This window comes from Streptomyces sp. NPDC050617, from assembly GCF_040654795.1.
GTDB lineage: Bacteria > Actinomycetota > Actinomycetes > Streptomycetales > Streptomycetaceae > Streptomyces.
Genome location: NZ_JBFAIS010000017.1, coordinates 42117 through 57075 on the forward strand (window position 1 = coordinate 42117; position 14959 = coordinate 57075).

The window sequence follows — 14959 nt, forward strand, 5'->3', positions numbered from 1 at the left end:
CCGGGTGCGCCCCTCGCGCGTGGGGCGCGCCGCCGTCCGCCCTCGGACGCCGGGGAACAGCGCACCTGAGCGCCGTGGAGCGCCCGGCGCTCCGGCCCGCGACCGACGGAACGTGACGTTTCGCGCGCGCGAACCCGCTCGTACAGCTCACCCGATCGGGTGAGATCTCTACGCCAAGTGGTCACATGGACGCGTACGGTCGCAAGAATCGTGCGGGTCGTCCTGGCCCGCACCGGGCTGAACCATCGGTCTTCCAGGCCCTGTCGTCGAACCCCGTCGTCCGTCCGAAGGACGGACCCCGCGGCGAACGGCGCGTGCTCTCGCAAGGCGGAGGCTCATCCCCGTACGGGCGTACGGGGTGGACCCGAGAACGCCGTGGGAGCGCGTGCCGCGCGCCGCGGGGCATACGGGGGCCCGGCGAGGGGACCCGGGTCCGGGCGACCGCATCATTGGCTGCCAGGGGGGCCGACCATGATCGGTAATGGAACGGCGGCCGGCGCGCGGCCGAGGGCGGCGCGCCGCCGACGGTTGTTCGTCTTCGTGCTGCCCGGCCTGTGGGTGCTGGGCGTGCTCGCCTGGGACGTGCTGTCCTCGTCCGGCGCGCAGTCCGTCCAGTTCCTCGCGGTCGCCCCGGCCATCGCCTGCGCCGGCACCGGCCGCCGGCAGTGCCTGGGCCTGGGCGGCGCGTGCGTGCTGTTCGCCCTCGTGCCGCTGGTGCCGCTGGGGCCCGTCAGCGGCGGCGAACTCATCAGCAGACTGGGCGCCTGCTGCGCGATCCTCGCCGTCGTCGGCGCCGGCTGGCTGGCCGCGGCCCGCCGCCGCCGGCTGACCGCGGAGCTGGCCCGCGCCCGCGAGGTGGCGGCCACCGCGCAGGAGGCGCTGCTGTGCAGCCCGCCGTCGCGGCTCGACGGGCTGGCCCTCGCGGCCGGCCATCTCTCCGCCAGCGAGGGGGCGTTGATCGGCGGCGACCTCTACGCGGCGCTCGCCACCCCCTACGGCGTACGGGTCGTCATGGGCGACGTGCGCGGCCACGGGCTCACCGCGCTCGGCACGGTCGCCGCGATGCTCGGCAGCTTCCGGGAAGCGGCGCACTACGAGGCCGAACTCGGCGGTGTGCTGCGCCGGTTGGAGCGTGCCCTGCAACGGCACCTGCGGGAGCGGGCCAGAGCCGAGCCCCCGGCCGCCGGCGAGGGCGACCACCATCCGGCCGCCGAGGAGTTCGTGACCGTGCTGCTGCTGGAGGTCCGGCCGGACGGCGAGGTCGCCGCGCTCAACTGCGGGCACCCCTGGCCGTACCGGCTGCACGCCCGGCCCGGGAGCGGCGGCCGCGTCACCGTCGAGACGATGGGGGAGACGATGCCGCCCCTCGGGATGTTCCCGCTCCCCGCCGAACTGCCCGTCGGGCACGGCGTGCCGCTGCCGACCGGCGACGCGCTCGTGCTGCACACCGACGGGGTGGAGGACGCCCGCGACGAGACGGGCGCGTTCTTCCCCCTCGGCCCCGCCCTCGCCCGCGCCGCGCGGAGCGCGCCCATCGTCCCCGCGGAGGTCATCGCGGGCGTACGGGCCGCGCTGCTGCGGCACACCGGCGGTCAACTCTCCGACGACGCCGCCCTCCTCGTGGTCCGCAACGACCGGCAGCGGGTGCCGACGGGGTCGGGGGTGGTCCACCTGGCGGGCTCCGGCCGGTGCGGCGGCTGACCCGGCGCCGCCCCGATCCGGCCCGGCAGTACGCGGATCACGCCGCACCACGCGACATATTCCGGCGGAAAAACTTCACACCCCGTGCGAGGACCGCTCGATTACGCTGACCTCACCGAGCGGAACGACAGGGCGCGTCGGCTCCTCCCCCCTCGTGTACGAACGGACCTCGCACCCGGCTGTCGCGGCCCAGCGCGGCCACCGGACCCTGCCGATTCCCGGAGCACGGCGGGCGCGCCGCGGCGCACCCGCGGCCCCCGGACGCCGTTCGCGCCCCCGGCCGCTGGGCCGGGGCCCCCGAGAGGAGGGCAGATGGAGCCCAACGCACTGCTCGACGCACTGCTGGACGAGGCAGGGATCTCCCACGCCGGTCTGGCCGCCCATGTCAACGCGGCGGGCCGGAACCGGGGACTGTCGCTCCGCTACGAACACACCGCCGTGGCACGGTGGTTGAAGGGACAGCGGCCGCGCGGCCAGGTGCCCGACCTGATCTGCGAGGTGCTCGGCGAGCGGCTGCACCGCGCGCTGACCCTCGACGACATCGGGCTCGGCACCCCCGGCGGTCCGCGCGCCCCCAGCACCCCGCTCTCCGGATTCGTGGAACGGGCCACCGCCCTGTGGCGCTCCGACGAACAGCAGCGGCCGCACGTCGTCAGCGCGCCGGCCGTCACGGGCACCCCGGCCGTCATCCCGGTCTGGGAGTGGGAGAACCCGCCCGAGGACTCGGACGTCTCCCGGCACGGCCTCACCCGCGTCACCATGGCCGATATCGAGATGCTGCGGGCGGCCCGCGCGCATTACGAACAGATGTACCGCAAGACCGGCGGCGTCGCGACGCGGGCGCGCGTCGTGGGCTTCCTCAACTTCGAGACGGCGCCGCTGCTGCGGGGCAGCTACACCGACGCCACCGGCCGCCAACTGCACCGGGCGACCGGCGGGCTGGTCGCCGTCGCCGGCATCTGCGCGTACGACTCCGACGCGCACGGACTCGCGCAGCGCTACTTCCACCAGGCGCTGCGGCTCGCCAAGGCCAGCGGGGACCGCGGGCTCGGCGCGTACGTCGTCGCCCTGCTCGTCAATCAGGCTCTGTTCCTGCGTGAGTACCGGCAAGGGGTGGCCTTCGCGGAGTCGGCGCTGCGGGCCGTCGGGGCGCACATCACCCCGGCGCTCGCCGCCGACCTGTACGCGATGCAGGCCAAGGCGTACGCCCGGCTCGGCGACGGAGCCGGGGCGCTCGCCTGCATCCGGCGCGCCGAGGCCGCGGCCGAGCGGATCCGCCCCGGCCAGGAGCCCGTCGAGACCGGGTACGTACAGCCCGGCCTGGTCAATGTGCAGGTCGCCGAGGCGCTTTTGAGCCTCGGCGACCTCGAACCCGCCCGGGTCCACGCGGACCAGGCGGTCGACTCCCCGGCCCACGACCGGGGCCGTGTGCACCGGCTCGCCATGCTCACGCACATCGAACTGCGTCAAGGAGACGCGGACAAGGCGGTGGCCACCGCCAGGGAGATGACCGAGCAGGCACGCGGAATGGAATCACAACGGCTGAGGGACCGGCTGAGGGCGGTGCGCGAGCACCTGATCGAGAGCGGGTGCGCGGCGACGACCGAGGCCGCCGAAATGATCGACGGGGCGCTGCGCGTACCCCTGTGAGGGCCATGCCGGGCAGGTGGCCACCTGAACGGAAGGTGGCACACACGTGCGTTGGAAGAATCTCAGGGAGCAGACCGTGTACGAGAACCGGTGGTTCCGGGTCAACCTCGCAGACGTCGAACTCCCCGACGGCGCTCACCTCGACCACTATCTGATCCGGCTGCGGCCCGTCGCGGCCGCCACGGTCGTCAACGAGGCCAACGAAGTCCTCTTGCTGTGGCGGCACCGCTTCATCACCGACAACTGGGGCTGGGAGCTGGCCGCCGGGGTCGTCGAGGACGGCGAGGGCATCGAATCCGCGGCAGCGCGCGAAATGGAGGAGGAGACCGGGTGGCGACCGGGCGCGCTGCGGCACCTCATGACGGTAGAGCCGTCCAACGGCCTCACCGACGCCCGGCACCACATCTACTGGGCTCCGGAGGCCGTCTACACCGGGGAGCCCGAGGACGGCTTCGAATCGGACCGGCGCGAGTGGGTGCCGTTGAAACTGGTACCCGACCTGATCGCGCGTGGTGAGGTCCCGGCCGCCAATATGGCGGCCGCTCTTCTGCTGCTGCACCATATGCGGCTCGGCTGAAAGGCATTCGGCGCGCCGGAGCGAACCGGCGTGCACCGCGCCCCACCCCCGTGCGGCGCACCCCGCGCTCATCGGCCGAGCGCTTGCCACAAGGCGATCGCCAGGGCGGCCAGGCCGGTGAGCGCGGCCAGCGACGGCAGCGGCCAGCGGCCGTGCTCCAACGCCCTGATGTGCACGTTCGCTGTGCTCAGATCCTGCTCGCTCTGATCGCCGCGCAGGGCGAGGAGAGCCAGTTGGCCGTCGATGCGGGCGATGCCCACCTCTAGGTCCCGACGGATTTCCGCGAGCTCCGCCGACACTACGGCCTGCTCGGGATCGGTGGTCACGGTCCGTACCCCTTCCGGGAGATCATCCGAGGAATGGCCGGCGGACGTGGGTGTGCCGGCGAACCGAGTCAACCGCGCGGCCAGGCGGGGCGGGAGCGTGTGCGGGGTGCAGTCGCGGGTCAGCGGCGCGCGCCCCGTGTGAACAAGGGGCGCGCGCCGCTGAAACCAGCCGGGATCCGGCCGCCGGACACGGCCGCTCGACGCGGCTGCCCAGTACGGCCGTCCGCTACGGTCAGTACGGGTAGAAGCCCGACCCCGTCTTGCGGCCGAGCCGGCCCGCGTCCACCATCCGCTGGAGCAGCGGGGGAGCGGCGTACAGCGGCTCCTTGAACTCCTGGTACATCGAGTCCGCGACCGAGGCGACCGTGTCCAGGCCGATCAGGTCGGACAGCCGCAGCGGTCCCATGGGGTGCGCGCACCCCAGCTCCATGCCGTTGTCGATGTCCTCACGGCTGGCGATGCCCGACTCGAACATCCGGATCGCGGAGAGCAGGTAGGGGATGAGCAGGGCGTTCACGACGAAGCCGGAACGGTCCTGCGCCCGGATCGCGTGCTTGCCCAGCACGTCCCCCACGAGCGCCTCGGCCCGCTGGATGGTCTCCTCGCCGGTGGTCAGCGCGGGGATCAGCTCGACGAGCTTCTGCACCGGGGCCGGGTTGAAGAAGTGGATGCCGATGACCTGGTCCGGCCGGGAGGTCGCGACGGCCAGCTTCACCAGCGGGATCGAGGAGGTGTTGGAGGCGAGGATGGCGTCCGGGCGCGTGACCACCTGGTCGAGGACCTGGAAGATCTCCGTCTTGACCTGCTCGTTCTCGACGACGGCCTCGATGACCAGATCCCGGTCGGCGAACTCGCCCAGATCCGTCGTGAAGCTCAGCCGATCCAGCGTCGCGTCCCGCTCCGCCACGGTCATCTTGCCGCGCTCGGCGGCCTTGGCGAGGGAGTTGACCAGCCGGGTGCGGCCCAGCTCCAGGGCCTCGCCGGTGGTCTCCGCGACCATGACCTCCAGCCCCGACCGGGCGCATACCTCCGCGATGCCGGCGCCCATCTGGCCGCAGCCCACCACTCCGACGCGTGCAATATCGGCCATCGTGTCCGTCACCTCGTGCCCTTCGCTGATCCTCATCGACCGGCCGGCCGCCGGGGTGCCGACGGACGCCTCCGCGCAGACGTTACCCCGCGCCCAGCGGTGCCGACGGGCCCGGGGCGGGCATGCTGATACCGGACGGTGTGACCCGGTCGGCAGTCAGGGGGCGCCAGATGGGACGTATCACGCGAAGGGGATTCACGGCGGCCGCGGCGGGCTCGGCGGCCCTGCTGCTCGGCGCCGGGGACGCGGTGGCGAAGGGCGGCGCCGAGGCGCGCGGGGCGCGGCAGTTCCGCGGCATGTGGCTCGCCACCGTCGCCAACCTCGACTGGCCCTCCCGGCCCGGCCTCGGCGTCGCGCAGCAGCGCGCCGAGTTGCTCGCCCTCCTCGACACGGCCGTCCGGCGGCGGCTCAACGCCGTGGTCCTCCAGGTGCGGCCCACCGCGGACGCCTTCTGGCCCTCCCCGTACGAACCGTGGTCGCAGTACCTCACGGGCACCCAGGGCCGGGACCCCGGCTGGGACCCGCTGGGCTTCGCCGTCCGCGAGGCGCACGCCCGCGAGCTGGAGCTGCACGCCTGGTTCAACCCGTACCGCGTCGCCAACCACACCGACCCGGCCAAGCTCGCGGCGAGCCACCCCGTGCGGCTGCACCCGGACTGGGCGGTGCCCTACGGCGGCAAGCTCTACTACAACCCCGGCCTGCCCGAGGTCCGGCGCTTCGTCGAGGACGCGATGCTGGACGCCGTGGACCGCTACGACGTCGACGGCGTCCACTTCGACGACTACTTCTACCCCTATCCCGTCGCCGGCCAGGTCTTCGACGACGACGCCGCGTACGCGCGGCACGGCGCGGACTTCCCCGACCGGGGCGCGTGGCGGCGGGACAACATCGACCGCCTGGTGCGCGAGACGGGGCAGCGGATCAGGCGGAGCGGCAGCCGCGCGCGGCTGGGCATCAGCCCCTTCGCGGTATGGCGCAACCGCGCCACCGACCCGCTCGGCTCGGACACCCGCGCCGGCGTGCAGACCTACGACGACCTGTGCGCCGACACCCGCAAGTGGGTCCTGGAGGGCTGGATCGACTACATCGTCCCGCAGGTCTACTGGCACATCGGCTTCGCCGTCGCCGACTACGCCAAGCTCGTGCCCTGGTGGGCCGCGACCGTACGCGGCACCGGCGTGCACCTCTACATCGGCGAGGCGCTCTACAAGGCGGGCGATCCGGCGCAGCCCGCCCCCTGGCAGGACCCGGCGGAGCTCTCCCGCCACCTCACCTTCGACCGGCGGTATCCGGAGGTGCGCGGCAATGTCTTCTTCACCGCGCGGGACGTGGTCGCCGACCGGATCGGGGCGATGGCCCGAGTGGTCGCCGACCACTATCCGCACCGGGTGCGGCCGCCCCGCTGAACCGGGGCGGCGCGGCCCCGGCCCAGGCCCTGTCGTCAAAATCCCGCCTGCTCCGCGACGCCTGGCACGCACTCTCGCCGCGTTGTCGGGTTCATCCCGGTACGTCCAGTACAGGGATGACCCTCCGCCTTGCGAGAGCACGCACCAGACGCCGCGGAGCCCGCCCTCCGGGCGAACGACGGGATTTCGACGACAGGGCCTACGGCTGCGGCTCGTTCGTGTGCCGGACGACCGAGTCCGGGCCCGGCGACATGATCGCCTCGTGCCCGTCCTCGGCGCGGACCCGGTAGGGCGGGGCGCCTTCCGGGCCCAGCACCTCGATGATCTCCACGACCCGGTCGTGCTGGCCCACGATCCTGCCGTGCACCACCAGCCGGTCTCCCACACTCGCACGCATCGGCGGCGACCTTCCGTCCGAAGGGATGCGGTCAGTGGCGGCAATTGTACGGGGCGTAGGCGTATTCGGTAGGAGAACGCCGGGGCCTATCGGCTCTTCGGGCCGTTGTGCCAGGACAGCGCCGGTCAGCCCGCCGCGGAGGGGCGCCGAGCCGCCGCGACCGGGCCGGTCGCGGCGGCTCGGCGCGCCGCGAGACGCCGGTTCCGCCCGGCGCCTCGGGTGCCGCGTCACGCCCGCTCCGGACGATTGTTCGCGCGCTGCGTCACCACGATGCACACCAGCACCCCGACGGCGGCGATCGGCGCCGCCGGGGTCAGGTGCTCGCCGAGCAGCAGCACGGACGCCACGAGCGTCAGGAGCGGCTGGGCGAGCTGGAGCTGGCTGGCCTTGGCGACGCCGATGGCGGCCATGCCCCGGTACCAGACCGTGAGCCCGAAGCAGTGCGAGCCCACCGCCAGCCACACCACCCCGGCCACCACGTGCCCCGTCAGACGCGCCGGTTCGAAGGACAGCGCGACGGCGGAGCACGCCAGGCCCACCGGCAGGCACGGGACCAGGGCCCAGCCGATGACCTGCCACCCCGGCATCTCCCGCGCCAGCCGGCCGCCCTCCGCGTAGCCCGCCGCGCAGATCAGCAGGGCCGCGAAGAGATAGAGGTCCGCCGTCGAGAGGGCCCCGCCGCTCTGCTGGAGGGCGAACGCGATGACGACGGCCGCCCCGGCCAGCGCCGCGCCCCAGTACGTACGCGAGTGCCGCGTCCCCGTGCGCAGCGCCGAGTACGCGGCCGTGGTCACCGGCAGCAGGCCCACCACCACGGCGGCGTGCGACGACGTGGACGTCTCCAGGGCCAGCGTGGTCAGTATCGGGTAGCCGACGACCACCCCGGCGGCGACGACGAGGAGCCCGCCCCAGTGCCGGCGGGCGGGCGGCGGCACGCGCCGCGCGGCCAGGGCGACGATCGCGATGAGGGAGGTCAGCGCGGTCCGGGCGCCGACCGTGGACCACGGGCCGAGCCCTTCGAGGGCCCAGGCGGTGGCGGGAAAGGTGAGGGAGAAGGCGGCGACCCCGAGGGCGGCGAGCACGGTGCCGCCGCTCACTGCTATCGCAATTGGACGAGTAGCGCTATCTTGTACTGTCATGCACGAGCGTAACAGCGTCGCTGAACTGGCCCAAGTCCTCCGCGATGAACTCAACCGCTATCGCGAAGGTGAGAAGCTGCCGTCCAGTCGGGCGCTGGTCGAGCGGTTCCACGTCAGCCCCGTGACCGTCACCCGCGCGCTCGCCGCCCTCGCCGCCGAAGGGCTCGTCGTCACCCGGCCCGGCGCCGGCGCCTACCGGGCCGCCCGGCCGCACAGCGGCGGGCGGCGCGCCGGCGACACCTCCTGGCAGGAGGTGGCCCTCAGCGCCGAGACCGGCGGCGAGTACATACCGCGCTCCATCGGCGCCTCCGGGGTGCTGGCCACGCTCGCCGTGCCGCCGCCCGGCGCCATCGAGCTCAACGGCGGCTACCTCCACTCCGACCTCCAGCCCGAGCGCGCCATGTCCGCGGCCCTCGCGCGGGCCGGCCGCCGCCCCGGCGCGTGGGACCGGCCGCCGGTCGACGGCGTCGGCGAGCTGCGGGCCTGGTTCGCCCGCGAGATCGGCGGCCCGGCGGGCGCCGTCGCCGCCGGCGACGTGCTCGTCACCGCCGGCGGCCAGAGCGCCCTGACCGTGGCCCTGCGCGCCCTCGCACCGCCCGGCGCGCCCGTGCTCGTGGAGTCCCCGACCTACCCCGGCGTGCTCGCCGCCGCCCGCGCCTGCGGCCAACGGCCGGTGCCCGTACCGGTCGACGCCCAGGGCGTACGGACCGACCTGCTCGCCGCCGCGTTCCGGGCGAGCGGCGCCCGCGTCTTCGTCTGCCAGCCGCTGTTCCAGAACCCGACCGGCACCATGCTCGGCGCGGAGCGGCGGCGCGAGGTCGTCCAGGCCGCCCGCGCGGCCGGGGCGTTCGTCGTCGAGGACGACTTCGCGCGCCGCCTCGTCCACGAGGGGGCGCCGCCGCTGCCGCCCACGCTCTGCGCGGACGACCCCGACGGCATCGTCGTCCACGTCGCCTCGCTGACCAAGGTCACCTCGCCCAGCATGCGGGTGGGCGCCCTCGTCGCCCGCGGCCCGGCCCTGGAGCGGCTGCGCGACACCCAGGTCGTGGACAGCTTCTTCGTCCCGCGCCCCTTGCAGGAAGCCGTCCTCGAACTCGTCGGCTCGCCCGCCTGGCCGCGCCATCTGCGCACCGTCGCCGCCCAGTTGCGGGCCCGGCGCGAGGCGCTGCTCACCGCGGTGCGCCAGGAGCTGCCGGAGGTGACGGTCGATCATGTCCCTTCAGGCGGCTGCTTCTTGTGGCTGCGGCTGCCCGACGGCACGGACGAGAACGCGCTGCTGGCCGCCGCGCTCCGGGCGGGCGTCGCGACGGCCCCCGGCCGCCCGTACTTCGCCGCCGAGGCGACCGGCGCGTATCTCCGGCTGAGCTTCGCCGCGGCGGCCGGCCCCGCCGAACTGGCGGAGGGCGCGGCCCGGCTCCGTACGGCCTGCGCGGAAGTCCTGGCATGAGCCTGCGGAACGGGCCGGGGGAGCGCTCGGATCAGGGCGCCGGGACGGGGGACGGGTGGTGGCGGCAGCGGTGGGGCGGGCATCCGAGGTGGGTGCGGTGGACGCTCGTCGTCTACGCGCTCGGCTTCGCCGAAGGGGCCTGCGCGCACCTCGCCGACATCGTGCGCGGCGGCGTCCACGTCTACGCCTCCTTCGGGCCGGCGCCGCTGCAGCTCTACTTCCTGAGCCTGGTCGTCCTCGACCCGCTGGCCGTGGCGGGGGCGTTGCTCGTACGGACCTGGGGGCCGCCGCTGGCGGCGGCGGTGATGGCGACGGACGTCGCGGGCAACTGGGTCATCAACTGGCGCTGGCTGCGCGAAGACCCCGCGTGGCTGCTGCGCCCGGTCGGGCTGCTGCCGATCACCCTGTTCGGGATCTTCGTCGTCGCGACGGCCGCCCCTGTCCGGAAGGCGATCGGCCGGGACCGGCGGCGGGGGCCGGCCGCGTTCCTCAGGCGGCCGGGAACCTCGTGATGACCGAGAACTCCGTGCCGAAGGGGTCGGTGACCGTCGCGATCCGGCCGTACGGATTGTCCTGCGGCTCCTCGGACGCGCCGCCCGCCGCCCGGGCCCGCCGCACCGTCTCATCGGTGTCCGCGACCTCGAAGACGGTCGCCCAGGCGGAGGCGGCGGAGGCGGATCCCGGGGCTTCGGGGAGGCCGAAGATGCCGCCGATCTCATGGCCGTCCGGGCGGCGCAGGAAGGTGAAGTCCAGGTCCGGAAGGTCCTCGTTGGCGTCGAGCGTGAAGTCGAACACCGAGGTGTAGAAGGCGCGGGCGGTCTCGGGGTCCGGGGTGACCAGGTCGTTGCGGACGAGCGCGCCGGGCTCGTTGACGATCTGGCAGCCGAGGTGCGCGCGGCCCTGCCAGAGGCCGAACCGGGCGCCGGTCGGATCCACGGCCATGGCCGCGCGCCCCTGCTTCGCGATGTTCGTCGGCTCCTCGACGAGGGCGCCGCCCGCGGCGGTGACGCGCTCCGCCGTGCCGTCGCAGTCCGCGGTGGCGAAGTACACGTCCCAGGCGCGGCGGACGGCGCCGGGCACGGGCGCCGACAGGATTCCGGCGACCGGGCGGCCGTGCAGCAGGCAGGTGGTGTAGTGCCCGGTCTCCGGCGTTCCGGCCGTGTACTCCCAGCCGAACAGCGCGGCGTAGAAGTCCAGGGCGCGTCGCAGATCGGGGACGTTCAGATCGATCCAAGTCGGGGTGCCGTCGGGCTGGTTGGCGGTGACGTGACTCATTGCCGGTCTCCTCCGGTCGCGTGGACGAGAACGACAGTAGAGGTGAAACAGGACAGCTTCTGTCCTCGATGGGCGGCGTCGCCCGGTCGGCGAGGGCGGGCGCGGCGAACGCCCCGCGCTCGTTCACAAGCCGAGCGCGGGGCGTCCGTTACGGCGTCACCAGGTGCGGATGTTTCCTATTCACCGCATGATTCACGTGGTTCATGAAATGCGTATGGTCATCCGGCGGTGCGAGCCGGTGTCAGCCCAGGAAATTCTGCTTGAGATGTGCGTAGAGATCGGCCGAGGAGCCTTCCAACAGCTCGTCCGCGACCTCCACTTCGGCCAGTTGCTGTCCGGCTCCCGCGACGAGCCCCACCTGCTCCGGTGCGGCCTCGCCCTCGCTCGCGCTCGGCTGCTGCGCGGTGCCCAGCACATTGCCCGCTTCGTCGAGCAGTACCTGAATCTTCGCCATGGTCACACGCCCCCGCCACGCCAGTTGAACGAGACGGTCAGGGGGCCGGCGTTGCGGACCCTGGCCCGGTAGGAGAGGTGGGCTCCCACCAGCACCTCGCCGATCTCAATGGTGTACAGCAACCCGTTGGGGTTCAGCGGGTGCGCCTGGATCAATTGCGGGCCGACATCGCCGTTGCCGCCCCAGTCGAAAGTCCATTCCTGGGTGGCACCTGGTGCGATGGTGCCACCTCCGGCAGTCCATGCCATGTGATTCTCCTCCTGCGTCGGTCTGTTGACCGGAAATCCCGTCCGCGACGCGGATCGGGACGCAAGCCTCACCGGCCGATTCAGGACAGGCAAGAGGAATGCGGAATTCACCGGATTTATCACCAGGAAGTCACGCAGTTCGCGCGGTCCGTATGGAGGGTTTCTCCTATCCGGATACGCCTAATAAAGGCGCGCCCGCTGTCACCGCGGGCGCAGAGGACAGGCGGCCCGTCAGTTCTCCAGGGTGGCCGGATCGAGCAGGCGCAGCCGCTCGGGGTCGGCGAGGATATCGATTTCCACGACCTTCCCCCGCGCGACCGTGAAGCCCAGGACCGCCACCGCCCGCCCGTCCAGCACCGAGACGATCCCCGCGGCGCCGTTGACGAGCACCGGCAGCGGATCGAGGGCGGAGGCCCGCCGGAACAGGAGGGCCCGCCCCGCCACCGACCGCGCGCCCCGGACCTCCCCCGAGCCGCCCGCCGTACCGCCGGTGCCGGCGCCGGCGTCCGCGCGCAGCACGACATCAGGGTCGAGCACCGCCACCAGCGCGTCGAAGTCGCCGTCCCGGGCGGCGGCGAGGAACGCGTCGACGACCTCCCGCTGACGGGCGAGATCGGCGTCGGGGGCCGTTTCCGTGCCCCGCACCCGGCGGCGCGCCCGGCTGGCGAGCTGCCGCGCCGCGGCCGGGGTGCGCCCGACCATCGGCGCGATCTCGTCGAAGGGCACGGCGAACATGTCGTGCAGGACGAAGGCCAGCCGTTCGGCGGGGCCCAGCGTTTCGAGGACGACCAGCAGCGCGAGCCCGACGGAGTCGGCCAGCAGCGCCTGGTGCTCGGGATCGGGCCCGTCAGGGCCGCTCACCACCGGGTCGGGCACCCGTACGTCCAGCGGCCGCTCGCCCCGCGAGGCGCGCGTACGCAGCATGTCCAGGCACACCCGGCCGACGACGGTCGTCAGCCACCCGCCGAGGTTCGCCACGTCGCCGGTGTCGGAGCGGTGCAGCCGCAGCCAGGTCTCCTGCACGGCGTCGTCCGCCTCGGCCAGCGAGCCGAGCATCCGGTACGCCACCGCCCGCAGCCGGCCGCGGTGCGTCTCGAAGAGGTCCGCAAGAAAGCGGTCGGCCAGAAAGCGGTCCTCAAGAACGTGGTCGGTCAGAAGGCGGTCCGTCGGCGAGCGGTCCCCCGGCAAGCGGTCTGCCGACCAGCGGTCCCCCGGCAAGCGGTCCGTCGGAAAGTCGTTCTCGTGCATCAGTCACATTCTCCTGTCGCGATCCGTCAGCACTGTGACGGTCACACCCCGGTGGATGTGACGAGCGAGATCAGGCACGAGCAGAGGAGAACGACGATGCAGGCACGTATGAAGAACCCCGCGACGGTCATCCCCGAGGCGCTGCCCGCCGTGCTCGACGTGGCCAAGGCCGCGAAGCAGGGCGGTGTCCCGGAGGCGACGCTGGAACTGGTGCACCTGCGCGTGAGCCAGATCAACGGCTGCAGCTACTGCGTGGACGGCGGCGCCCGTAACGCCAAGAAGGGCGGCATGAGCGACGAACGGCTCTTCGCGCTGGCGGCCTGGCACGAGGCGCCCTACTACTCCGATGCCGAACGCGCCGCCCTGGCGCTCGCCGAGGCCGCCACCCGGCTCAGCGACCGTACGGACCCGGTGCCCGACGAGGTCTGGGACGAGGCCGCGCGCCACCACGACGAGAAGCAGCTGGCGGGCCTGGTCCTGTGGATCGGCCTGACCAACCTCTTCAACCGGATCAACGCCGCCACCAGGCAGCCCGCGGGCGCGGGCTGGTAACCGCGCGCCCGGGCCCCGCCGGGACCGGACCGGGCCGTGCGGGGGGCGGCCCGGCCCGGCTCGGTCCGGCCTGGTGCGTTCGAGGGCCGGCGGCCGGTCAGGCGACGGAGGTGAAGACGAGCGACGCGTTGTGCCCGCCGAAGCCGAAGGAGTTGGCGAGCGCCGCGGCCACCGGGCCCCGGCGCGGCTCCCCGGCCACGATGTCGAGCCGCACGTCCGGGTCCACGGCGTCGAGGTTCCGCGTCGCCGGGATGACCCCGTCGCGGACCGCGAGGATCGCGGCCAGCGCGCCGAGCGCTCCGGCGGCTCCGAAGAGATGCCCGGTCATCGACTTGACCGCGGTGACGGCCGGGTGGACGCCGACGGCCTCGGCGATCGAACCGGCCTCGACCAGATCGCCCTTGGGCGTCGACGTCGCGTGCGCCTGTACGTGGCCGATGTCGAGCGGCGACAGCCCGGCCTGGGCCACGGCCCGGCGCATGGCGCGGACCTGCCCCTCCGGGTGCGCGGCCGTGATGTGGTGGGCGTCCGAGGTGACGCCCGCCCCGGCGAGCGCGGCGTGCGGCCGGGCCCCGCGCGCGGCGGCGAACCCGGCGCGTTCCAGGACGACCACGGTGCCGCCCTCGCCGATCACGAACCCGTCGCGGTCGGCGTCGAACGGCCGGGACGCCCGCTCGGGTTCGTCGTTGCGCGTCGAGTGGGCCTTGGCCTGGGCGAACCCGGCCAGCGGCAGCGGATGGACGCACGCCTCGGCGCCGCCCGCCACGACGACGTCGGCGCGGCCCAGCCGGATCAGGTCCAGGCCCATGGAGATCGCCTCGGCCCCGGACGCGCAGGCGCTGACCGGGGTGTGCGCGCCGCCGCGCGCCCCGAGGTCGATGCTGACCCAGGCGGCGGGCCCGTTCGCCATCAGCATCGGGACGGTGTGCGGGGACACCCGCCGCACACCGCGGGTTTCGAGGATGTCGTCCTGGCCGAGCATGGTGAGGGCGCCGCCGGTGCCCGTGCCGATCACGACGGCCAGCCGCTCCGGGTCGACGCCGGGCGCGCCCGCGTCGGCCCACGCCTCGCGGGCGGCGACGAGCGCGATCTGCTCGCACCGGTCCATGCGGCGGGCCTGCACCCGGTCCAGGACCTCGCCCGGCTCGGCCTTCAGCCGGCCCGCGATCCGTACGGGCAGCTCGGCCGCCCACTCCTCCTCGATCGCGCGGATGCCGGAGTTCCCGGCGAGCATCGCGGCCCAGGTCGACGCGGCGTCCCCGCCGAGCGGTGTGGTCGCTCCGAGCCCGGTGACCACCACGCCGTCGGCGTCGCCCGCGTCCGTGACGCTGCTCGCGCCGGTGCTCGATGTCGTACGCACTGTATAACCCCCTTTGTAGTGGCATCACAACTCCTCGCGTGTGCTGCGGTGCGAGGAGATCGCTTCACCGGCCACTTTGTCAGGGGGAT

Annotated in this window: 16 protein-coding genes; 7 read left to right on the forward strand and 9 right to left on the reverse strand. The window is 73.7% G+C overall.

Annotation, left to right across the window (positions count from 1 at the left end):
• Positions 1 to 471: 471 nt before the first annotated feature.
• The 3 genes from AB0I49_RS22500 to AB0I49_RS22510 all read left to right on the forward strand — a co-directional run bounded on the left by AB0I49_RS22500 (position 472) and on the right by AB0I49_RS22510 (position 3928).
• Positions 472 to 1701, forward strand: a complete 1230-nt coding sequence (locus tag AB0I49_RS22500) for a PP2C family protein-serine/threonine phosphatase (protein WP_363228813.1) — start codon at positions 472 to 474, stop codon at positions 1699 to 1701.
• Between the two features lie 312 nt (positions 1702 to 2013).
• Entirely contained in the window at positions 2014 to 3351 is a 1338-nt protein-coding gene (locus AB0I49_RS22505) for a transcriptional regulator (RefSeq protein WP_363228814.1), read from the forward strand.
• A 46-nt stretch (positions 3352 to 3397) separates the two neighbouring features.
• A complete protein-coding gene (locus tag AB0I49_RS22510; protein ID WP_363228815.1) occupies positions 3398 to 3928 on the forward strand; it encodes an NUDIX hydrolase in 531 nt (176 codons plus the stop codon).
• A 68-nt stretch (positions 3929 to 3996) separates the two neighbouring features.
• Here AB0I49_RS22510 and AB0I49_RS22515 read toward each other — a convergent pair whose 3' ends face one another.
• The gene (locus AB0I49_RS22515) at positions 3997 to 4254 is read right to left on the reverse strand and encodes a hypothetical protein (RefSeq protein WP_363228816.1); all 258 of its coding nucleotides are present in this window, start codon (positions 4252 to 4254) and stop codon (positions 3997 to 3999) included.
• Between the two features lie 232 nt (positions 4255 to 4486).
• Entirely contained in the window at positions 4487 to 5344 is an 858-nt protein-coding gene (locus tag AB0I49_RS22520; protein WP_363228817.1) for a 3-hydroxybutyryl-CoA dehydrogenase, read from the reverse strand.
• A gap of 170 nt (positions 5345 to 5514) precedes the next feature.
• Between AB0I49_RS22520 and AB0I49_RS22525 the strand changes: the two genes are divergently transcribed.
• Positions 5515 to 6750: a family 10 glycosylhydrolase gene (locus tag AB0I49_RS22525; RefSeq protein ID WP_363228818.1), complete on the forward strand. Its 1236-nt coding sequence runs from the start codon at positions 5515 to 5517 to the stop codon at positions 6748 to 6750.
• 199 nt (positions 6751 to 6949) lie between these two features.
• Here the strand turns inward: AB0I49_RS22525 and AB0I49_RS22530 are convergent, their stop codons facing one another.
• Both AB0I49_RS22530 and AB0I49_RS22535 read right to left on the reverse strand, forming a co-directional pair.
• Positions 6950 to 7147 carry a DUF1918 domain-containing protein gene (locus tag AB0I49_RS22530; RefSeq protein ID WP_363228819.1) on the reverse strand — a complete coding sequence of 66 codons (198 nt, stop codon included), beginning with the start codon at positions 7145 to 7147 and terminating at the stop codon, positions 6950 to 6952.
• A gap of 227 nt (positions 7148 to 7374) precedes the next feature.
• Positions 7375 to 8286: a DMT family transporter gene (locus tag AB0I49_RS22535; protein WP_363228820.1), complete on the reverse strand. Its 912-nt coding sequence runs from the start codon at positions 8284 to 8286 to the stop codon at positions 7375 to 7377.
• Here AB0I49_RS22535 and AB0I49_RS22540 point away from each other — a divergent pair.
• Both AB0I49_RS22540 and AB0I49_RS22545 read left to right on the forward strand, forming a co-directional pair.
• Positions 8285 to 9733, forward strand: coding sequence for a PLP-dependent aminotransferase family protein (locus AB0I49_RS22540; RefSeq protein WP_363228821.1), 1449 nt, complete (start codon positions 8285 to 8287; stop codon positions 9731 to 9733). The two genes, AB0I49_RS22535 and AB0I49_RS22540, sit on opposite strands and share 2 nt — an antisense overlap.
• On the forward strand, positions 9730 to 10245 hold the full coding sequence (locus AB0I49_RS22545) for a hypothetical protein (protein WP_363228822.1): 516 nt from the start codon (positions 9730 to 9732) through the stop codon (positions 10243 to 10245). The genes AB0I49_RS22540 and AB0I49_RS22545 overlap by 4 nt, the downstream gene beginning before the upstream one ends.
• Here the strand turns inward: AB0I49_RS22545 and AB0I49_RS22550 are convergent.
• From AB0I49_RS22550 to AB0I49_RS22565, 4 genes are all read right to left on the reverse strand, one after another.
• Positions 10223 to 11008: a VOC family protein gene (locus tag AB0I49_RS22550; RefSeq protein WP_363228823.1), complete on the reverse strand. Its 786-nt coding sequence runs from the start codon at positions 11006 to 11008 to the stop codon at positions 10223 to 10225. The two genes, AB0I49_RS22545 and AB0I49_RS22550, sit on opposite strands and share 23 nt — an antisense overlap.
• Before the next feature lie 241 nt (positions 11009 to 11249).
• Positions 11250 to 11462: a hypothetical protein gene (locus AB0I49_RS22555; RefSeq protein WP_363228824.1), complete on the reverse strand. Its 213-nt coding sequence runs from the start codon at positions 11460 to 11462 to the stop codon at positions 11250 to 11252.
• Between the two features lie 2 nt (positions 11463 to 11464).
• Positions 11465 to 11710, reverse strand: coding sequence for a hypothetical protein (locus AB0I49_RS22560; protein ID WP_363228825.1), 246 nt, complete (start codon positions 11708 to 11710; stop codon positions 11465 to 11467).
• 231 nt (positions 11711 to 11941) lie between these two features.
• Positions 11942 to 12958, reverse strand: coding sequence for a sigma-70 family RNA polymerase sigma factor (locus tag AB0I49_RS22565; RefSeq protein ID WP_363228826.1), 1017 nt, complete (start codon positions 12956 to 12958; stop codon positions 11942 to 11944).
• Between the two features lie 96 nt (positions 12959 to 13054).
• Here AB0I49_RS22565 and AB0I49_RS22570 point away from each other — a divergent pair, with 96 nt between their 5' ends.
• On the forward strand, positions 13055 to 13510 hold the full coding sequence (locus tag AB0I49_RS22570; protein ID WP_363228827.1) for a carboxymuconolactone decarboxylase family protein: 456 nt from the start codon (positions 13055 to 13057) through the stop codon (positions 13508 to 13510).
• Positions 13511 to 13607: 97 nt separating this feature from the next.
• Here AB0I49_RS22570 and AB0I49_RS22575 read toward each other — a convergent pair whose 3' ends face one another.
• On the reverse strand, positions 13608 to 14870 hold the full coding sequence (locus AB0I49_RS22575) for a beta-ketoacyl-[acyl-carrier-protein] synthase family protein (RefSeq protein ID WP_363228828.1): 1263 nt from the start codon (positions 14868 to 14870) through the stop codon (positions 13608 to 13610).
• Between the last annotated feature and the right edge of the window lie 89 nt (positions 14871 to 14959).